This window comes from Pantoea sp. Taur, from assembly GCF_009830025.1.
GTDB classification, from domain to species: domain Bacteria; phylum Pseudomonadota; class Gammaproteobacteria; order Enterobacterales; family Enterobacteriaceae; genus Pantoea; species Pantoea communis.
Genome location: NZ_SZZZ01000005.1, coordinates 233047 through 253161, shown reverse-complemented (window position 1 = coordinate 253161; position 20115 = coordinate 233047). Strand labels below are relative to the sequence as shown.

Annotated in this window: 23 protein-coding genes; 18 read left to right on the top strand and 5 right to left on the bottom strand. The window is 53.5% G+C overall.

The features are described from left to right. Positions 1 to 88: 88 nt before the first annotated feature. A complete protein-coding gene (fliE, locus tag FD744_RS09885; protein WP_160868122.1) occupies positions 89 to 400 on the bottom strand; it encodes a flagellar hook-basal body complex protein FliE in 312 nt (103 codons plus the stop codon). 235 nt (positions 401 to 635) lie between these two features. Here fliE and fliF point away from each other — a divergent pair, with 235 nt between their 5' ends. The 15 genes from fliF to FD744_RS09810 all read left to right on the top strand — a co-directional run bounded on the left by fliF (position 636) and on the right by FD744_RS09810 (position 14591). Next, positions 636 to 2357 carry a flagellar basal-body MS-ring/collar protein FliF gene (fliF, locus tag FD744_RS09880; RefSeq protein WP_160868121.1) on the top strand — a complete coding sequence of 574 codons (1722 nt, stop codon included), beginning with the start codon at positions 636 to 638 and terminating at the stop codon, positions 2355 to 2357. Continuing rightward, a complete protein-coding gene (gene fliG, locus FD744_RS09875; RefSeq protein ID WP_034824425.1) occupies positions 2354 to 3346 on the top strand; it encodes a flagellar motor switch protein FliG in 993 nt (330 codons plus the stop codon). The genes fliF and fliG overlap by 4 nt, the downstream gene beginning before the upstream one ends. After that, positions 3339 to 4040: a flagellar assembly protein FliH gene (gene fliH, locus FD744_RS09870; RefSeq protein ID WP_034824427.1), complete on the top strand. Its 702-nt coding sequence runs from the start codon at positions 3339 to 3341 to the stop codon at positions 4038 to 4040. The genes fliG and fliH overlap by 8 nt, the downstream gene beginning before the upstream one ends. After that, entirely contained in the window at positions 4040 to 5404 is a 1365-nt protein-coding gene (fliI, locus tag FD744_RS09865) for a flagellar protein export ATPase FliI (RefSeq protein WP_045815130.1), read from the top strand. Before fliH ends, fliI begins: the two co-directional genes overlap by 1 nt. Before the next feature lie 23 nt (positions 5405 to 5427). Next, a complete protein-coding gene (fliJ, locus tag FD744_RS09860; RefSeq protein WP_038646338.1) occupies positions 5428 to 5871 on the top strand; it encodes a flagellar export protein FliJ in 444 nt (147 codons plus the stop codon). Then, positions 5868 to 7151, top strand: a complete 1284-nt coding sequence (locus FD744_RS09855; RefSeq protein ID WP_160868120.1) for a flagellar hook-length control protein FliK — start codon at positions 5868 to 5870, stop codon at positions 7149 to 7151. The genes fliJ and FD744_RS09855 overlap by 4 nt, the downstream gene beginning before the upstream one ends. A 130-nt stretch (positions 7152 to 7281) precedes the next feature. Then, positions 7282 to 7767 carry a flagellar basal body-associated protein FliL gene (gene fliL / locus FD744_RS09850; protein WP_034824439.1) on the top strand — a complete coding sequence of 162 codons (486 nt, stop codon included), beginning with the start codon at positions 7282 to 7284 and terminating at the stop codon, positions 7765 to 7767. 4 nt (positions 7768 to 7771) lie between these two features. After that, positions 7772 to 8779 carry a flagellar motor switch protein FliM gene (fliM, locus tag FD744_RS09845; RefSeq protein ID WP_034824442.1) on the top strand — a complete coding sequence of 336 codons (1008 nt, stop codon included), beginning with the start codon at positions 7772 to 7774 and terminating at the stop codon, positions 8777 to 8779. Continuing rightward, positions 8772 to 9179, top strand: coding sequence for a flagellar motor switch protein FliN (gene fliN, locus FD744_RS09840; RefSeq protein WP_034824445.1), 408 nt, complete (start codon positions 8772 to 8774; stop codon positions 9177 to 9179). Before fliM ends, fliN begins: the two co-directional genes overlap by 8 nt. A 2-nt stretch (positions 9180 to 9181) precedes the next feature. After that, positions 9182 to 9577, top strand: a complete 396-nt coding sequence (gene fliO, locus FD744_RS09835) for a flagellar biosynthetic protein FliO (RefSeq protein WP_034824448.1) — start codon at positions 9182 to 9184, stop codon at positions 9575 to 9577. Then, on the top strand, positions 9577 to 10308 hold the full coding sequence (gene fliP, locus FD744_RS09830) for a flagellar type III secretion system pore protein FliP (protein WP_034825234.1): 732 nt from the start codon (positions 9577 to 9579) through the stop codon (positions 10306 to 10308). Before fliO ends, fliP begins: the two co-directional genes overlap by 1 nt. Positions 10309 to 10385: 77 nt before the next feature. After that, positions 10386 to 10655 carry a flagellar biosynthesis protein FliQ gene (gene fliQ, locus FD744_RS09825; protein ID WP_160868119.1) on the top strand — a complete coding sequence of 90 codons (270 nt, stop codon included), beginning with the start codon at positions 10386 to 10388 and terminating at the stop codon, positions 10653 to 10655. Continuing rightward, the gene (gene fliR / locus FD744_RS09820; protein WP_160868118.1) at positions 10655 to 11443 is read left to right on the top strand and encodes a flagellar biosynthetic protein FliR; all 789 of its coding nucleotides are present in this window, start codon (positions 10655 to 10657) and stop codon (positions 11441 to 11443) included. The genes fliQ and fliR overlap by 1 nt, the downstream gene beginning before the upstream one ends. Positions 11444 to 12072: 629 nt before the next feature. Beyond that, positions 12073 to 12708 carry a transcriptional regulator RcsA gene (rcsA, locus tag FD744_RS09815; protein WP_058959884.1) on the top strand — a complete coding sequence of 212 codons (636 nt, stop codon included), beginning with the start codon at positions 12073 to 12075 and terminating at the stop codon, positions 12706 to 12708. 176 nt (positions 12709 to 12884) lie between these two features. Next, a complete protein-coding gene (locus FD744_RS09810) occupies positions 12885 to 14591 on the top strand; it encodes a methyl-accepting chemotaxis protein (RefSeq protein ID WP_097116788.1) in 1707 nt (568 codons plus the stop codon). Between the two features lie 78 nt (positions 14592 to 14669). On the opposite strand, the gene dsrB is transcribed toward FD744_RS09810, so the two are convergent. Both dsrB and FD744_RS09800 read right to left on the bottom strand, forming a co-directional pair. Beyond that, positions 14670 to 14864, bottom strand: a complete 195-nt coding sequence (gene dsrB, locus FD744_RS09805) for a protein DsrB (protein WP_034824463.1) — start codon at positions 14862 to 14864, stop codon at positions 14670 to 14672. A gap of 67 nt (positions 14865 to 14931) precedes the next feature. Then, positions 14932 to 15090, bottom strand: a complete 159-nt coding sequence (locus FD744_RS09800) for a YqaE/Pmp3 family membrane protein (RefSeq protein ID WP_034824466.1) — start codon at positions 15088 to 15090, stop codon at positions 14932 to 14934. 318 nt (positions 15091 to 15408) lie between these two features. Between FD744_RS09800 and yodD the strand changes: the two genes are divergently transcribed. The 3 genes from yodD to FD744_RS09785 all read left to right on the top strand — a co-directional run bounded on the left by yodD (position 15409) and on the right by FD744_RS09785 (position 18046). Continuing rightward, complete coding sequence (gene yodD, locus FD744_RS09795) at positions 15409 to 15642, top strand: YodD family peroxide/acid resistance protein (protein WP_039327762.1); 234 nt, start codon at positions 15409 to 15411, stop codon at positions 15640 to 15642. Between the two features lie 362 nt (positions 15643 to 16004). Further along, positions 16005 to 16802 (top strand): mannosyl-3-phosphoglycerate phosphatase-related protein, encoded by a 798-nt coding sequence (locus FD744_RS09790; RefSeq protein WP_160868117.1) that lies wholly within the window; start codon positions 16005 to 16007, stop codon positions 16800 to 16802. 23 nt (positions 16803 to 16825) lie between these two features. Further along, positions 16826 to 18046: a glycosyl transferase gene (locus tag FD744_RS09785; protein ID WP_034824481.1), complete on the top strand. Its 1221-nt coding sequence runs from the start codon at positions 16826 to 16828 to the stop codon at positions 18044 to 18046. On the opposite strand, the gene dgcQ is transcribed toward FD744_RS09785, so the two are convergent. Then, a complete protein-coding gene (gene dgcQ, locus FD744_RS09780) occupies positions 18043 to 19695 on the bottom strand; it encodes a cellulose biosynthesis regulator diguanylate cyclase DgcQ (RefSeq protein ID WP_160868116.1) in 1653 nt (550 codons plus the stop codon). The two genes, FD744_RS09785 and dgcQ, sit on opposite strands and share 4 nt — an antisense overlap. Positions 19696 to 19826: 131 nt before the next feature. Next, entirely contained in the window at positions 19827 to 20006 is a 180-nt protein-coding gene (locus FD744_RS09775; RefSeq protein WP_034824498.1) for a YodC family protein, read from the bottom strand. Between the last annotated feature and the right edge of the window lie 109 nt (positions 20007 to 20115).

Below are 20115 nucleotides of genomic sequence, written 5' to 3'. Positions count from 1 at the left end.
TACGCTGTGTGTCAGGCCAGCATCATGCCGCTGTTACTGAAAAAGATAAATGCTTTCCCGCCTGACACCGCAACAATCTTTGCAGCCACTACACCTGCATATTCATGATATCGGTGTACGCCGATACCAGTTTGTTACGCACCTGAATCCCCATTTGCATGGAAATGGAGGATTTCTGCAGATCGACCATCACATCGTTTAACTGGATGCCCGGTTTGCCCATTTCAAAATCCTGTGCCTGGGTGCGCGCGGCGGTTTGCGTGTCGCTGATCTTATCCAGTGCTGCTTTCATGGTGGCACCAAAATCTACCTGATTGGTTGACTCGGCCTTCTTGCCGCTGGCCTGTAACGACGTTAACTGCAGCTGCTGCAACACACCATCAATTGCCTGAATCGACATTGCCTGTACCTCATTAAAGAAGGGTTTAAATTTTCACGCTGCAAAAGTTAACACACTGTCAATAGGACAAAGGCGCTAAATAAACGTAAAAAACCCAGCTTATCCAGCCATCGAAGTGACCCGATTCATCAATAATGCCAGCCATAAGATTGGAATTTCATTTAAGACGTTGCTTCAGGGAGTCTGTTTTGTCACCACAACTAACCCGGTCAATTATGTCAGGCAGGAATCGGTCATGAATGCGAGTGCAGCCGCCACACAAGATACCGCAAAGAAAGGTTTCAATGACCTTCTGGCTCGCCTGCGCGCCAATCCGCGAATTCCAATCATTGTTGCTGCCGCTGCCGCTATCGCAGTGGTTTTTGCATTGGTACTGTGGGCTAAAGCCCCTGACTATCGCGTCCTTTATAACAACCTCTCCGATGAGGATGGCGGCGCGATTGTTACCCAGCTAACGCAAATGAACATTCCTTACCAGTTCGCCGAAAACGGCGGTGCCTTGATGGTGCCTGCCGATAAGGTACATGAACTGCGTCTGCGCCTGGCGCAACAGGGGCTGCCGAAAGGTGGCTCTGTTGGCTTTGAGCTGATGGACAAAGAGAAGTTCGGCATCAGCCAGTTCAGCGAGCAGATCAACTACCAGCGTGCGCTGGAAGGTGAGCTGGCCCGCACCATTGAAACGCTCGGCCCGGTCAAGAGCGCGCGCGTGCATCTGGCGATGCCAAAACCCACGCTGTTCGTGCGTGAGCAGAAAGCGCCTTCGGCCTCCGTGACATTGAACCTGCAACCGGGTCGCGCACTCGATGAAGGCCAGATTCAGGCCATTCAGCATATGGTGTCGAGCAGCGTCGCCGGTCTGCCGCCTGGCAACGTGACCGTGGTGGATCAGGCCGGTCGTTTGCTGACCCGTTCTGACAGCGAAGGTCGTGACCTGAATGATGCTCAGCTGAAGTACGCGTCTGAAGTGGAAGCGCGTTATCAGCAGCGTATCGAAGCCATCCTGAATCCGATCGTTGGCCAGGGCAATGTGCATGCGCAGGTGACAGCGCAGATCAACTTTGACCGCAGCGAACAAACCGACGAGAAGTACAAACCGAACGCCGATCCGAACAGCACGGCGATTCGCTCGCGTCAGACCAATACCAACCAGCAGAATGGCAGCCCGTACCCAGGTGGCGTGCCGGGTGCGTTGTCGAATCAACCTGCCCCTGCGAATACTGCGCCGGTTACTAATCCGCAGCAGCAAAATGCTAACGGCCAGAATGCTAATGGCCAGAACAACGCGGCGAACAACAACGGCACCACCACCAGCACGCAGCAAAGCAGCGGCCCGAGCAGCTCAAGCCGTAACGACACCGTGAACTACGAACTGGACCGCACCATTCGCCACACCAAGGTCAATGTGGGCGATGTGCAGCGTCTGTCGGTGGCCGTGGTGGTGAACTACCGTGATGACGGCAAAGGCAAAGCCGTTGCACTGAACGATCAGCAGATCAAACAGATTGAAGACCTGACCCGTGAAGCGATGGGCTACTCGCAGAATCGTGGCGACAGCGTCAACGTGGTGAACTCGCAGTTCAACATCACTGAGCCGACTGGCGGTGACTTGCCGTTCTGGCAGTCGCAAGCGTTCTTTGACATGTTGATGAGCGGCGGTCGCTGGCTGCTGGTGGCGCTGGTTGCCTTCATCCTGTATCGCAAGCTGGTGCGTCCACAGCTGATGCGTAAGAAAGCGCAGGAGCAAGCGGCAGCAGAAGCAGCGGCAGCGCGTGCGGAAGCGCTGGAATCTGAGGAAGCTTACAGCGTGCAGCTCAGCAAAGATGAGCTGGATCAAGAGCGTAAATCAAATAACCGCATGAGCGCCGAGGTGATGAGCCAACGCATCCGCGATATGTCTGAAAACGATCCGCGCGTTGTAGCGCTGGTTATCCGCGAATGGATGAGTAAAGAACTATGAGTCTGACCGGTACTGAAAAAAGCGCCATTCTGATGATGACCATTGGCGAAGAACGTGCGGCCGAGGTATTCAAACACCTCAACCAGCGTGAAGTGCAGCACCTGAGCGCCGCGATGGCGGGAATGCGTCAGGTGTCGCACAAGCAGCTAACCGAAGTGCTGCGCGAGTTTGAGGCGGATGCCGAGCAGTTTGCTGCGCTGAGCCTCAACTCCAATGACTACCTGCGTTCGGTGCTGGTGAAAGCTTTGGGCGAGGAGCGCGCCTCCAGCCTGCTGGAAGATATTCTCGAGAAAAACGAGACCACCAGCGGCATGGAAACACTCAACTTTATGGAACCACAGGCTGCTGCCGACCTTATCCGCGACGAGCATCCGCAGATTATCGCCACCATCCTGGTGCACCTCAAACGTGGCCAGGCCGCAGATATTCTGGCGCTGTTCGACGAACGCCTGCGTCACGACGTGATGCTGCGTATCGCCACCTTCGGCGGTGTACAGCCAGCGGCGCTGGCAGAACTGACCGAAGTCCTGAACGGTTTGCTGGATGGCACCAACCTCAAGCGTGCGAAGATGGGTGGCGTGAGAACCGCAGCCGAAATTATCAACCTGATGAAAACGCAGCAGGAAGAAGCGGTTATCGAAGCGGTACGCGACTTCGACGGCGAGCTGGCACAGAAGATCATCGACGAGATGTTCCTGTTCGAAAACCTGGTGGAAGTGGACGACCGCAGCATCCAGCGCCTGCTGCAGGAAGTGGAGTCCGAGCAGTTGCTGATCGCCCTGAAAGGTGCCGAACAGCCGCTGCGCGAGAAGTTCCTCAAGAACATGTCAGCGCGTGCAGCCGATATCCTGCGCGACGATCTGGCCAACCGTGGTCCGGTGCGTATGTCGGCCGTGGAGAACGAACAGAAAGCGATTCTGCTGGTGGTCCGTCGCCTGGCAGAATCCGGCGAAATGGTAATTGGTGGTGGCGAGGAAACTTATGTCTGATGCCTTTTCCGCCCGTGCGTGGCAGCGCTGGCAGCCTGATGATTTAGGCAGCACCTTCAAAGTGGCGGAAGAACTGCCGCAGGAAGAGCCGGCTGTGGATGTCGAAATGAGTGCCGAAGCTGAGCAACAGCAGATGCTGGAGCGCATGCAACAGCAGATGCGCAAAGATGCACAGACGCAAGGTTACAGCGAGGGCTATCAAAAGGGTTTTGCCGAGTCACAGCAGAACGGTTACGACGCCGGTTTCCAGCAGGGACTCGCCGATGCCCAACAGCAGCAGGCGCCCTTACAGGCGCGCATGCAGCAGTTAGTCACCGAGTTCCATCACACGCTGGAAGCGCTGGATAGCGTCATCGCCTCACGTCTGATGCAGCTGGCCTTGGAAGCGGCACGCACGGTGATTGGCCAGGCCACACAAGTGGATGGCACCGCCCTGCTGCGCCAGATTCAGCAGCTGATTCAACAAGAACCCATGTTCAGCGGCAAACCGCAGCTGCGTGTGCATCCTGATGATTTACAGCGCATTGAGCAGACACTGGGCCCGACGCTGGATCTGCACGGCTGGAAACTGCTGGCCGATAATTCACTGCATCCCGGCGGCTGTAAACTCAGCGCCGAAGATGGTGATCTCGATGCCAGCGTGGCAACCCGCTGGCAGGAACTGTGCCGTCTGGCCGCACCGGGGACCTTATAATGACCTCGTCGCGTCTTTCCCGCTGGCTTGGCGCACTCGATGCCTTCGAGGATCGTATTTCGCAGGTGCAAACCGTGCGCCGCTATGGCCGTCTGACCCGTGCCACCGGTTTAGTACTGGAAGCCACCGGGCTGCAACTGCCGCTCGGTGCGACCTGCATCATCGAACGTCACGACGGCAACAACATCACTGAAGTGGAAAGTGAAGTGGTGGGTTTCAACGGTCAGAAACTGTTGATGATGCCGCTGGAAGAAGTGGACGGCATTTTGCCGGGTGCGCGCGTTTATGCCCGTTTTAGCGGTGACAACGCACAAGGCGGTAAACAGCTGTTGCTTGGGCCAGAACTGCTCGGCCGCGTGCTGGATGGCGCAGGCAAACCTCTGGATGGTTTACCTGCCCCGGACACCGGCTATCGTGCGCCATTGATCACCGCCCCGTTTAACCCACTGCAACGTACGCCAATCCACGATGTACTGGATACCGGCGTACGGGCGATCAACGCCCTGCTGACTGTCGGACGGGGTCAGCGTATGGGCCTGTTTGCGGGTTCCGGCGTCGGTAAGTCGGTGTTGCTTGGCATGATGGCGCGTTATACCAAAGCCGATGTGATTGTGGTTGGCCTGATCGGTGAACGTGGCCGTGAAGTCAAAGAATTCATTGAGAACATCCTCGGCGCAGAAGGCCGTGCGCGCTCGGTGGTGATCGCCGCACCGGCTGACGTTTCGCCGCTGCTGCGTATGCAGGGTGCCGCGTATGCGACACGCATCGCGGAAGATTTTCGCGATCGCGGCCAGCACGTGCTGCTGATCATGGACTCCCTCACCCGCTACGCCATGGCGCAGCGTGAGATCGCCCTGGCGATTGGTGAGCCACCGGCCACCAAAGGTTATCCACCTTCCGTGTTCGCGAAGCTCCCCGCCCTGGTGGAACGCGCCGGTAACGGCACCCACGGCGGCGGTTCGATTACGGCTTTCTATACCGTGCTTACCGAAGGTGACGATCAGCAAGACCCGATTGCCGACTCGGCGCGCGCCATTCTTGATGGTCACATTGTATTGTCGCGCCGTCTGGCCGAAGCCGGTCACTATCCGGCGATTGATATTGAAGCCTCAATCAGCCGTGCGATGACCGCGTTAATTGATGACACCCACTACGCGCGGGTGCGTCAGTTCAAACAACTGCTCTCCAGTTTCCAGCGCAACCGCGATCTGGTGAGTGTAGGCGCGTATGCCGCTGGAAGCGATCCGATGCTCGATAAAGCCATCAAGCTTTACCCGGAGATGGAAGCCTTCCTGCAACAGGGTATTTTCGAACGCAGCGACTATGACGACGCCAGTCTGCACCTGCAGGCCATGTTCGGCTAGCGCGAGCCCAAGCGAGGTAAGCCATGAAAACTGCCAGTGCAATCGATAAGCTGCGCGATATGGCGGAGCAAGATTTGGAACAGGCCGTGATTCATTTAGGTGACATGCGCCGTGGCGTAAAGCAGGCAGATGAGCAGCTCACCATGCTGCTCGACTATCAGGATGAGTACCGCAATAAGCTCAACACCGATATGTCAGGCGGTATTTCCAGCCTGCGCTGGACCAATTACCACCAGTTTATTCAGACGCTGGAGAAAGCCATTGAACAGCATCGGCAACAGCTGAATCAGTGGAATCAACGTCTGGATCAGGCGCTGAGCAGCTGGCAAGAAAAGCATAAGCGATTGAATGCGTATCAAACACTGATCACTCGCGCTGCCGAAAACGCATTACGACAAGAAAACCGTCTCGATCAGAAACGGATGGATGAATTTGCCCAACGGGCCGCTATGAGGAGAGGCGAATGATTACGCTGCCAACTATGGTTACGCAAACCTCTAAAGTCAGCGATGCAGACAGTGCTGTTGCATCGGACAATTTACTGGGTACAGATGCGCTGCCACAGGGATTTATCACTGAACTGGGTAACCGCTTACTGACGCTGGCTCAGCAACAAGGTGTTAACACGCAATCGACTGATCTGACAGCAGAAGTCGATGAAAAAGGCGTCACAAAAGCGTCATTAAGCGCGTTATTGCAGGCACTGGACAAACCAGAGGCGTTAAACGCACTTTTACAACCGGAAAACACTAAAGCCACGCTGAAATCAGCCGATGATAAAGACAAGTCTGAAGCAAGTTCGTTAAGTGCCAGCGACTTACAGAATGTGCAGGCACTGTTCGCGATGTTACCGGTTGCGGTTGAAGCGCGAAACAGTCAGAGCGCCGTCAGCGCCAGCACGGATAAAACCTCTGCCGATGCAGAGACTACGCTAAACGGATCATTGTTAAGCCGAACGCTGCAGAACGCCGTGAAAGATGAACAAGAGGCACAGTCCGACAGTACGCCTCATAAGAAATCCAGCGATGTGCTGAGCGGTGTCAGCCGTGATGTCAGTACAACGACAGCCAGTAGCAGTGCCGCTGCCGCCAGCACCACGGCCAGCAGCAGTAACAGCAACAGCGCACTGTCACTGGATGAAAGCTTTAAGCAGGTGCTGAGCACGCTCAGCAAACCGGAAGAACATCGTAATACTGAGAGCGACACGGTAACAGCATTAACCAGCGCCCCGGTCAGCAGCAGTAGCACACTGACCAACAGCACGGCGACGACCAGCACCACTCCGTCGACGCCGATGCTGAATGCCCAACTCGGCAGCAATGAGTGGCAGCAGGCGTTAAGCCAGCAAATCGTGATGTTTAGTCGCAACGGTCAGCAAAATGCCGAATTGCGCTTACATCCCGAAGATTTGGGTGCTATCCAGATCAACCTGACCCTCGACAAGGATCAGGCGCAGTTAAGTATGGTTTCCAGCCACAGCCAAGTGAGGGCCGCGCTGGAAGCGGCTCTCCCTCAGCTGCGTACAGCGCTGGCGGAGAGCGGTATCAACCTGGGACAGAGTAATGTCAGCAGCGACGCCTTCGCACAAAGCCAGAATTATCAGGGCCAGCAGGAAGGACGTCGTGATGGCCAGCACGGCAGCTTTACCCTCTCCCAGGACAGTGAAAACGAGATAACGCCTATTGCCGTCCCGGCAGCCCTTCAGGCGCGCGCGACAGGTAACGGCGCTGTCGATATCTTTGCCTGACAGCGGCTAAACGCTGAAGGTAAGCGTAAAACCCGCGTCTTTTCTTCCCATTGTTTGACTTAAGACGCGGGATAATCTGTCCAGGCGAGCCGAGAGGCTTGCCCATAATTCACAGGAAGTAACTGCAAACATGTCTGATAACGCGAAAGCTAAAGGCCGCAAACGTTCACTACTAATACCGGTGTTACTGATTGTAACGCTGGCCGCTTGCAGCGTGGCAGGCTATGCAGTCTGGCGAATGATGAATAAACACGGGGATGACAAACCGGAAGCGGCGAAAGTTGAGCCACCGGCCGCCCCTGTATTTTTTGCAATGGATACGTTTACGGTTAACCTGGTCAATCCTGACAACGATCCCGACCGTGTGTTGTACGTAGGCTTTACCCTGCGTCTGCCGGATGAGGATACCCGTCGTCGGTTGAATGATTACCTGCCTGAGGTGCGCAGCCGTTTACTGCTGCTGCTCTCGCGTCAAAGTGCCGCTCAGCTTGCCACAGAACAAGGTAAGCAGGCCCTGGTTGAGCAGATCAAACAGGCATTGGCGCCACCGCTGGTAAAAACGCAACCGCCACAGGTGGTCAGTGACGTGCTGTTTACCGCCTTCATTTTGAGGTGATTTAATGGGCGATAGCATTCTCTCCCAGGCTGAGATTGACGCGCTGCTTAATGGCGACAGTGACAGCGCGGAAGTAGAGAACAGTTCCAAAGGGACCGATGGCGATATCCGTCCCTATGATCCTAATACTCAGCGTCGCGTGGTGCGCGAGCGTCTGCAGGCGCTGGAGATCATTAACGAGCGTTTTGCCCGTCATTTTCGTATGGCGCTGTTTAACCTGCTGCGCCGTAGCCCGGATATCAGTGTCGGTGCGATCAAGATTCAGCCTTACCATGAGTTTGCCCGCAATTTACCGGTGCCGACCAACCTGAACCTGATCCACCTGAAACCACTGCGCGGTACTGCGCTGGTGGTATTTTCACCGAGTCTGGTGTTTATCGCCGTAGATAACCTGTTTGGTGGTGATGGCCGTTTCCCGACCAAAGTGGAAGGCCGTGAATTTACCCATACCGAGCAACGCGTCATCCGTCGCATGCTGAAGCTGGCACTGGATGGTTACAGCGATGCCTGGAAAGCGATTTACCCGCTGGATGTTGAGTACGTCCGTTCGGAAATGCAGGTGAAATTTACCAACATCACCACTTCGCCGAACGATATCGTCGTCAACACCCCGTTCCAGGTCGAGATTGGTAACCTGGTGGGTGAATTTAATATCTGTATTCCGTTTTCAATGATTGAGCCGCTGCGCGAGCTGCTGGTCAATCCACCACTGGAAAACTCCCGTCAGGAAGATACGCACTGGCGCGACAATCTGGTGAAACAGGTGCAGCACTCGGAGCTGGAGCTGATTGCCCACTTCGCGGAAACATCCATGCGCCTGTCACGTATTTTGCAACTGAAACCTGGTGACGTCCTGCCCATTGAGAAGCCGGACCGCATCATTGCTCACGTCGATGGCGTACCCGTGCTGACCAGCCAATATGGCACCATGAATGGCCAGTACGCGCTGCGTGTTGAACACCTGATTAACCCGATTTTGAATTCGCTGAACGAGGAACAGCCCGATGAGTGACAGCAAAAAACCGTCCGATGATATTTCTGCGGACGACCTGTGGGCTGAGGCAATGAACGAGCAGGCAACCACCAGCACGCCTGATCCAACCGAGAACGTTTTCAAATCGTTTGAAAGCAACGGTGCCAGTGGCTCGCTGCAAGACATCGATCTGATTATGGATATCCCGGTCAAACTCACCGTGGAACTGGGTCGCACCAAGATGACCATCAAAGAGCTGCTGCGCCTGACGCAGGGTTCCGTGGTGGCTCTGGATGGCCTGGCCGGTGAACCACTGGATATTTTGATCAATGGCTACCTGATTGCGCAGGGCGAAGTCGTCGTCGTGAATGACAAATATGGCGTGCGTATCACCGACATTATTACGCCATCTGAACGTATGCGTCGTCTGAGCCGTTAAGCATGTTAAAGAACGCGCAAATTGGCCAGCCTGTTCATAGCCAGCCGGTGGTTTCTACCGGTTCGGTGATTGGGCAAGTCAGCAGCGTGCTGGCAGTGATTGTTCTGCTGATTCTGGCCTGTGGCTGGCTGGCAAAACGCCTTGGCTTTGCGCCCAAAACCGTCAACACCCAGGCGCTGAAAATTAGCGCCAGCGTGCAGGTGGGTCGTCAGGAGCGGGTGGTGATTGTTGACACCGCCGATGCGCGTTTAGTGCTGGGCGTCACCGCCCAGCAAATTACCCATCTGCATTCGCTGCCGCCGCTGCCACCTGAAGAGCTGGTGAACAAAACCGTGGCGCCGCAGGATTTTCGTCAGCTGTTCCAGAATCTGGTTAAACGTCCCGGAAAACCCCAATGATGCGTCGATTGCTTCCCCTCTTGCCGCTGCTGTTGCTGGCACCGGTTGCCCATGCGCAATTGCCAGGACTGGTCAGCCAGCCACTGGCAAATGGCGGCCAGAGCTGGTCACTGCCGGTGCAGACGTTGGTGTTTATCACCTCGCTGACCTTTATTCCGGCCATTTTGCTGATGATGACCAGTTTTACGCGCATCATCATTGTTTTTGGCTTGCTGCGTAACGCCTTAGGCACGCCTTCTGCCCCCCCCAATCAGGTTTTGCTTGGCCTTGCGCTGTTTTTAACCTTCTTTATTATGGCGCCGACCTTCGACAAGATTTATAGCGACGCCTATTTGCCGTTCAGTCAGGACAAAATCAGCATGGACGTAGCGATCGACAAAGGCGCTCAACCGCTGCGTGAATTTATGCTGCGTCAGACGCGTGAAGCCGATTTAGCGCTGTTTGCTCGTCTTGCCAACACCGCGCCGATTCAAGGTCCGGAAGCCGTACCGATGCGCATTTTGCTGCCGGCTTACGTCACCAGTGAACTGAAAACTGCTTTCCAGATTGGTTTTACAGTGTTCATCCCGTTCCTGATCATCGACCTGGTGGTTGCCAGCGTGTTGATGGCGCTGGGGATGATGATGGTGCCGCCGGCGACCATTTCTCTGCCATTCAAGCTGATGTTGTTTGTGTTGGTGGATGGCTGGCAGCTGCTGGTGGGTTCACTGGCACAAAGTTTCTACTCCTAGCGGCACACCTGGAAGTCGATGGCAACTCTCAATCCGGTCGGCCTGAAGGCCGCAACATATAACGCCAGGAGCGCAGCATGACACCCGAATCGGTTATGGTCATCGGCCAGGAAGCAATGCGAATTGCCCTGATGCTCGCCGCCCCGCTGTTGCTGGCGGCTCTGGTCAGCGGTCTGATCATCAGCCTGTTACAGGCGGCCACGCAGGTCAACGAACAGACACTCTCCTTTATTCCTAAGATCCTTGCCGTTGCCGCCACCGCGGTGATTGCTGGCCCGTGGATGATGAACCTGATACTGGATTACATGCGTAATCTGTTGACCAACTTACCTTATATCATCGGCTGATGATTAACCTCGATAGCAGCCAGCTGGTCCATTGGGTCGCGCAATTTTTCTGGCCGATGGTACGTTTGCTGGCACTCTTTGCCAGTGCGCCGGTGCTGAGTGAGAAATCCATTCCCAAGCGCGTGAAAGTGGGCCTCGCGGTATTGACGACCTGGATCGTCATTCCCGTGTTGCCTCCGGTAGAAGTCACGTTATTTACCCCCGCCGGTTTTTGGATCCTGTTACAGCAATTACTGATTGGTGTGGGGATTGGCCTGACGATGCAACTGGCGTTTGCCTCGGTGCGTATGGCCGGTGAAGTCGTGGGATTACAGATGGGCTTATCCTTTGCCACCTTCTTTGATCCTGGCAGCCGCCTTAACATGCCCGTGCTGGCGCGTTTTCTCGATATGCTGACCATGCTGCTGTTTCTGACCTTCAACGGACACTTGTGGCTGATTTCGCTGCTGGTGGACAGTTTTCATACCCTGCCGATTAACGATCAACCCCTCAACGCCAATGCTTTTATGGCGCTGGTGAAGTCCGCCGGGTTAATTTTCCTTAATGGGATGATGTTAGCGCTGCCCTTAATTGTTTTATTGCTCACGCTAAACATGGCACTAGGTTTGTTAAACCGTGTTTCACCACAACTGTCGGTTTTCGCGATTGGCTTTCCGATTACCTTAACGGTGGGGATCCTCAGCCTGGGTATGATGATGCCACTGCTCGCCCCCTTCTGCGAACATCTCTTCGGCGAAGTCTTTGATTTACTCGCGCAGTTTGTCTCAGAACTCTCCCGCGCACGCTAATTAACGATTCTGTAGAAGTTCTTATGCGATAGTTAAGTATTCAAAATCAATCTGTGCATTTTTCGAACCATATTTCTCAGAAATCAACTGAGGTTATTCTGATAAATGCGCATTTCAGGTGAAAATTATTCTTATTAAACGGCGCTTCGCGTATTTTAGTCAGACGATTCCTAAGGTGATAAACCTTGAGAATTGGTTGAATAAATGCTCAAAGGGCTGTTTTTAAACAAAAAAAATATTACAGCGATTTTTCTTGTCTAAATCCCTTTTTTCCGGCATTGTCAACACTCGCTGAAACGTCACACTTTCGCGATTCAAATGTTTTTAAGAATTGTCCTATCAGATTTGTCTGTGACTTGCGCGATAGTGACAGGGCTCTCAAAAACAGAGCGAATTACACACTTAATGCAAACTCCCGGCGATTCCCACTATCGCGGGGACAAGAGTGACGTGGAAGTAACACAACAAACTTCGCAGAAGGGTTCAGGGATAGAGTCATGATGGCGCACGGATATCATTCGCCAGTCTGCCGAGCAGAATAAAAAAGTGTCTTTGGAAATCTCTCTCGTACCGCAAACGCGTATTCATCGTTGATTTAAACGGATAACAAATTGGTGAGGGTCGCTATAATGCCAACGATTATTATGGATTCATGTAACTACACACGCCTGGGATTATCAGACTATATGTCGGCCAAAGGAGTTAAAAAGAAAAATATTACTCCGGTCTCTGATATTGAACAACTGCAACAAAGATGTGAACAGTTAAAGCCTGGTGTCGTATTTATTAACGAAGAATGCTTCATTCATGAATCCGATTCCAGCGATCGTATTCGTGCCATTATTATGCAGCATCCAGATACGCTATTTTTTATCTTTATGGCGATCTCGAACATCCATTTTGAGGAATACCTCTACGTTCGTAAGAACCTGATTATTACGTCAAAATCGGTGAAAACCTCGACTCTGGATTCACTGCTCGGTACTTACCTGCAAAAGAAACTCAGCGCTACCCCGCGTATTTCAGCAGGCCTGGATATTCACCCACTGACATTAAGTCAGACTGAATCAAATATGCTGAAAATGTGGATGTCAGGACATGACACCATTCAAATTTCAGACAAGATGCAAATTAAAGCCAAAACGGTATCGTCACACAAAGGTAATATAAAACGCAAAATTAAGACACATAATAAACAGGTTATTTATCATGTGGTGCGACTGACCGATAATGTGACCTCCGGTATTTATGTCAACGTGCGATAGTCCTGCATGTAAACAGTTTGAGTAAATAGCCGTAGCCGACAAAGGGCCAATCCGCAGATTGGCCCTTTGTCGTTTTGCCTGGATCTGCGAGCCAGGTCTCACTTCGCCCCCTAATCCTTTAGCCTGAACTGCCGATGCTTGTTCTCAGAACACCTACCCAAAATGAGAGCAAGGATATGAAAACAGCATCGATTGATGAGCAATATAAGCTCAGCATCTGGCAGAACCTGCGCCTGATGCCTCTTTTCAGCATGATCTTTGGTGGCATTCTGCTGCTTTTTGCCCTGTGTATCGGCCTCGCCAGCTATTTTTTAATCCAGAGTAATAATTCCCTCAACGATGCGACGGATGAAATTCAAATCCGTATGGGCATCTCTAATAGCTCGAACCATTTGCGTACCGCTCGTCTGAACGTGCTGCAATCCGGCGCCGCTGCCCGCATCGGTGAAATGGACGGCTATCGTGCCGATCTGGCGCGCACGGAGACCCGCATCAAGCAAGCGCGTGACGGTTTTAAAACTTACATGGACCGCAAGGCGAAAACGCCGGAGGATATCGCGCTGGATGCGCCACTCACCGCGGCATTCAATGACTATATCGACAAGGGATTGAAGCCGATGATTGAGTCGGCTAAGCAAGGCAGCTTCGAAGGAATCGTGGCGCAGGAAACCGACGTGACACGCAAGTTGGATGATGCGTATAACGCGGTATTACTGAAAGCGATAAAAATTCGTACTGACCGTGCCGAAGCGATCAACGCGGAAGCTGCGCACCAGTCCCGCGTCGGCTTTATTGCCATGGCTGTGGCCTTTGCTGCTGCACTGGTATTGGTGCTCCTCACCTTCGTCTTCCTCCGCCGTGTGGTGATCAGCCCGCTGCGTCAGTCGGTTGAGCGTATTGAGCGTATTGCGCAGGGCGATCTGACCGCACCGGAACAAGCGTATGGCCGTAGCGAGATCGGTAGCCTGTTGCATAATCTGCAACTGATGCAGGCCGCACTGGTGCGTACCGTAGGCACCGTCCGCGAAGGCGCCGTTGCCATCTATCAGGGTTCCAGCGAGATCTCAGCCGGTAACACCGATTTGTCTTCACGCACTGAGGAGCAGGCTTCCGCGCTGGAGCAAACCGCTGCCAGCATGGAACAGCTCACCGCGACCGTGAAGCAAAATGCGGAGAACGCCCATCATGCCAGTCAACTGGCTGCGGATGCTTCCGGCAAAGCCCGTAGCGGTGGTGAGTTGGTGCATGGCGTGGTGAAAACCATGAACAATATCTCTGGCAGCTCGAAGAAAATTGCTGAGATCACTAACGTCATTAACAGTATCGCCTTCCAGACCAATATCCTGGCGCTGAACGCGGCGGTAGAAGCAGCGCGTGCCGGTGAGCAAGGGCGTGGTTTTGCCGTCGTAGCGAGCGAAGTACGCAATCTGGCCCAGCGCAGTGCCCAGGCCGCGAAAGAGATTGAAACGCTGATTGCCGAGTCGGTTGATCTGATTAATAACGGTTCACATCAGGTGGGTGAAGCCGGCTCAACCATGGGTGAGATCGTCGAGGCGGTGCGTCGCGTCACCGATATTATGTCGGAAATTGCCGCCGCCTCCGATGAGCAGAGCCGTGGCATACAGCAAGTGAGTCTGGCGGTTACAGAGATGGACAACGTGACGCAGCAGAACGCCTCGCTGGTGGAAGAAGCCTCTTCAGCGGCAGCCTCGCTGGAAGATCAGGCGGGTCGTCTGACACAGGCCGTTGCGGCATTTAAACTTAACGATTCACCCGCATCGCGAGTGATGGCACCTTCATCAGGCACCCTGAAGGCCCCGACGCTGACACCGCGTCCAGCATTGGCTGCGGCGAACAGTAATGACAACTGGGAAACGTTCTAAACCCTCTCGCCGTCATTGATGGCAGCGGTTGATATGCATCAGGTGCACCTTATGTGCACCTGATTTTTTTATGCAGTCTTAAGCTTCCTCGTAGGGCTCAACAAACACCCCTTCCGCATGGTCGCTTTCATTAAAGAACCAAATCCCCAGCGGATAATCCTCCAGCGCCACCAGGTACATGGTCCCTTCATTAAAACCTTCAACTGCCAGTACTGTACCCACGCGACGTGGGCCGCCATCGGTTTTTACCGTTACGCGGTCATTCACCTGCATTGATTACTCTCCAGATATTGTCCTGAATACAGTGTAACGGAAGAAAATGGCGGCTGCCTGATCCGGATCAGCGTCGGGCGATTACCCACACTGCATGCACAATGCCCGGGATATAACCGCACAGCGTGAGCAGGATATTCAGCCAGAAGGCACCGCCAAAGCCCACCTGCAGAAATACACCCAGCGGTGGCAGTAAAATCGCAATCACAATTCGAATAAAATCCATACTAACTCCCTGATATCACTTCTTTATCGTCAAGCTTTAAGCATAGCCGCAGATTCGATTGATGAGATGACAGACGGGTAAAGTTCTGTCAAACCGCGGCTTTTCACTTTCTTAACAGTACGCAGAGAGACTTCTGACGCGGGTAGCCCGTACACTTCTTCGTACTGCACCAACCCCAAAGGCGCAGTCAACCTAAAAGTAACAAGGATTTTTGCCCGCGCAGCGCGGGCTTTTTTTTGCCTGAAATCTGCCCTTTCCTGCCCATTCTTCCCGTTGTCTATACTGATAAAGAATCTCATCGCCTCTGGGAGGCCGACCATGACAACCGCAAAAGAGTACAGTGACAACGTGCAGCGCGAAGTGAACATTGACGTTGAAGCATTGCTGGAAGCGATTCAGAAGAAAACCTCAGGCGAGGTGAAAGAGTTTATGGAAGCGGAACACGCTCATCGGGTAAAAGTGAATGGTGAGGCTTATGACTCGTACACGGAACTGGCTGAAGCATTCGAACTCGATATCCGTGACTTCTCAATCACTGAAGTTAACCGCTGAAATCGATTTCATAAAAAAATACCCGGCGGGATGGCCGGGTAAAATAAATCAGTGAATTCGTTACACCAGGAAATTCTTAACACCTGAGTCAGACTACGCTTTAGTCAACACAAGACAAGTCCCAATCTTGCGTGTAAAACGAACAAAAATGCATTACCTTCCCCATTTGTTACCGAAAACACCGTGTGACTGCTGTGTTTCTTAAATGCACAACCTGTGCATGTCCCTTATTGTTACCGTTTTGTTTTAAGATTTATCCTGGAAATTGACGCAGCAGACTCGCAAAAAAGTGTGATCTTCATAACGCTATTATACTGATTACTCTCTGCTTTACGGACGCGCCTGGCGTAAGGAGTGTGTAGATGCTCAGACTTAACTCGTCGCTGATGATTGTGACCGATCTCGATGGCTCGCTATTGGATCATCATGACTACAACTGGGATGCTGCCAGTGAATGGTTGGCACGCCTGAAACAGCAGGCGATTCCTGTGGTGTTCTGTTCCAGTAAAACCGCCGCAGAGATGATCCCCTTACAGAAACGCCTCGGTCTTACCGGCACCCCTTTTATCGCTGAAAACGGCGCCTTTATTGCTTTCGATGGCGAGCAGATTGCGGCTGAAGAACCGGGCGAAAACTATCTGGCGCTATGCCGCTCGTTGAAAACCCTGCAACCCACCTTTCGTTTCGCCGGTTTTCACGACTTCAGTGATGCGGAAGTGGCCCGCTTCACCGGATTAACCCTGGCCGAAGCCAGCCAGAGCAGACTGCGCGATGCTTCAGAAGTCATACTCTGGCGCGATGATAGTGAAAAGCTGGAGGATTTTCGTATGGCGCTGACGGAACACAACCTGGCGCTCACCCAGGGGGGACGATTCTGGCATGTGATGCCCGCGGGCTGCGGTAAAGGCATCGCACTGCAGCAGCTACAGCAGCATCTCGAACAGCGCAGTGGAGAGAAGCGGACCACCCTCGGCCTCGGCGATGGCCCCAATGATGTGCCGATGCTGGAGCAGGTCGATTATGCCGTAGTGATTAAAGGATTCAGTAAAACCCCGGTGATCCTCACGCGCCGCGATCAACAAAATGTCTATCACACCGCGCATGCTGGCCCGCTGGGCTGGCGTGAAGGGCTGGACTATTTTCTCGCGCAACCCGAATAACCCTCTGACCTAAGGATGAGAAAATGAGTGATTTTTACCAAAATGGTGTCATTACTAACTTTCATAATCTCACCCAACGCAGCGTTGAATCGCTGGAAAAAGAGATGGTACGTTTCGCGCGTAAACGCAAAATGGGGCTAATCCTGCCTTCCCTGTTCTCAGAACTGGAAGGTCCGGCGCTGGATAACATCGTCAATGAGCTGGCCAAAGTGCCTTATCTGGATGAGATCGTCATCGGTCTCGATCGTGCTGACCGCGACCAGTTTCTCTTTGCTCGCGAGTTCTTTTCTCGTTTGCCACAACGCCATCGCATCCTGTGGAATGATGGACCGCGATTGAAAGCGCTGGATGCTGAACTGGATAAAGAGGGGTTGTCGCCGAGCCAGCCGGGTAAAGGACGCAACGTGTGGTTCTGCACCGGGTATACACTGGCCTCGGATCGCACCCAGTGCGTGGCGCTGCATGACTGCGATATCGTCACCTATGAGCGCAGCATGCTGGCGCGCTTGCTCTATCCGCTTGCCAATCCAGCTTTCCAGTATGAGTTCTGCAAAGGGTTCTACGCGCGCGTTGCGGACGGCAAGCTTAATGGTCGCGTAGGCCGCTTGCTGGTCGGCCCGCTGCTGCGTTCGCTACAAAAAGTGTATGGCCATTCTGAATATCTGGATTACCTCACCAGCTTCCGCTATCCGCTGTCTGGCGAATTCGCCATGCGCACCCATGTGCTGAACGGCATCAAGATTCCCGGCGACTGGGGGCTGGAAATCGGCGTGCTGTCGGAGATTTATCGCAACTACACCACGCGACAAACCTGTCAGGTGGAAATTGCCGATAACTACGATCATAAACATCAACCATTGGCAGAAGAAGATGGCACCGGCGGCCTGAAACGCATGAGCAATGATATTGTCCAGTCGCTGCTGCGCAAGCTGGCGACCATGGGCGTGCCACTCACCAGTGACTCATTCCGCGTGCTCAAAGCCACTTATTATCGCAATGCGCTGGATATGATGGAGATCTACAATCACGAAGCGACAATGAATGGCCTGAAGTTTGATCAGCATATTGAGGAAGCGGCGGTCGAGATGTTCACCCAGGCGATACTCGATGCCGGGCAATCCTTTATTGAGCGGCCCAATGAGAAACCTTTCATTCCCAGCTGGAGCCGCGTGCAATCGGCGTTTCCGGATATCCTGCAGCGGATTTATCAGGCGGTGGAGGAAGATAACGAAGGCAAGGTTTAATCTTCTGCCACCACGCGGTTGCGGCCGCCGGTTTTCGCCAGATACAGGCGGCGATCGGCGGTGGCTTGCAGGCTCTCGGCATGATAATCGCCCTGCTCTTCGCTACCGGTCACGCCTGCCGACAGCGTGACGCTGAACGTGGTGCTGGCATTCACCAGAATCGTTTTTGCCGCTAAACGCGCACGGATGCGTTCCGCAACTGCACTGGCATCCGCCAGCGTAGTTTCCGGCAGTACAATACAAAACTCCTCTCCGCCGATACGGCCCGCCACATCATATTTACGCAGCGTATGGCTAATCACGCCCGCCACCCGAATCAATGCCTGATCGCCTGCCGCATGTCCCCAGGTATCGTTCACTTTCTTGAAGTGATCGACATCCAGCTGAATCACCGCGAGGGGCGTTTGCTGCTGCTGGCTGCGGGCAGAGATCGCCACAAACTGTTCAAAGAACGCATTGCGATTGAGCAACCGCGTCATACCGTCGTAATTGGCACGCCAGGTGAGTTTGGCGGAGAGATCGTCCATGCGGCGCACCAGACGAATAATGACCTGATGCACGACCAGCAGTAGCAGTACAAACAGCAACCACATGCCGAGCAAGAACAGCGATACGCGGCCCAGTTCCTGTGACATCCCCTGCCTCAGGCTCTGAATATTCACGATATACGCGTCCACATTCTTTAATTTGCTCCAGCTGGCAAACTGGGTGCCAAGGCGCATCACACCTCCAGGCAGTTGCCGGATTCGGCTCTCCAGACGCTCCTGCTGTTCTGGCGTCAAGGGCTCATCGTTGGGTGCATGCAAGCGAGTGATTTCATTTAACGAGCGGTCCACCATGAGCAACTTGCCTTGTAGCAAGCTGTGTCGTGCTTCGGCCATCAGCCCATGTATCCGCGCCTGGGTGAAATCCATCGACAGTACACCGTACCAGTAACCATGACTGACGATCGGCGTGCTCACTGTCATCATTAAACCTTCGTTAAATTCACCCTGATAGGCTTCACTCCAGCGCAATCGACCGCGCTGCGGATTATCCGGTGCCTGATCGCGAAAATAGGGGCGCTCCGTCATGGTGGTATAGCTTTCTATCAGCTCTTGCGGACTTTGCGGAGGCCTTGAACTGATAAAAAAACCGGCGCGCGAGATATACCAAAAGCGTGAGTGAAAATCCTGTCCCGGGTCGCTGAACTGCATGATAAAGCTGAATTCCATGGCGGCGCGCAATTCCGCATTGATGTGATCGCTGTTGCGCAGCAGCAGGGGATCGCGCATTAACCAACTGTCACTCACGCCATTCAACGGCATACTGCGCAGGCTGGCCAACTTTAACTGCCAGGTCGTTTGCTGGCGCAATTGTTGAAAGCGGGTAATGGCTTCGCGCGTTTGACTCGAATCCAGCGGATGCAACAACGCATAGTTGAGCATTCTCTCGTAATACGTCAATTCATCGATGCTTTCCTGAAACCGGCTGTCGAGGTTTTTCTGGATTTCAGCCAGTTGTGCGCGCTGACGCTCCTCATAGTTATTTTTTAGCTCAATCGCTTCATGCACAGTAAGAAATGCAGAGAACAAAAAGACCGCCAGAAAGCAGAGATGCACCGGCAAAAAAGGATTACCTGTGCGTGGCGTCAAAGGCGAAGTGGGCATGGGCAACAGTTATTCAATAAAGGGCGGATGCGAAAAGTGTAGTCAGCAGGAGAAAAGTCGTACAGGCAGGGATCAAAGGAAAATCAGATAGGTAAAAACGCAACGGGACGGATTGACCGTCCCGCACACGCTTAGCTGGCCAGCTGGCGCGCTCCGGATAAGTGACTCAGTTCGTCACTACGGAACGCCTCGCGTCGCACGCTGTAGCCATCATACCAACGACACTCTACCATTCCGCTGGCATAGCCGGTCACCACCATCGTGGGTCCGCCCTCTTTGTGCTGAACTTCATCACTGATCGCAAAGGTCATACCGCGCCCTCCCTTTTTCCGTTGAATGAACGGATAAAGTTATAGCAGCTGCACCCCATTTACGCCTATAGGATAATGTTATTACTGTGACGAAATCGGAATAAGCAGT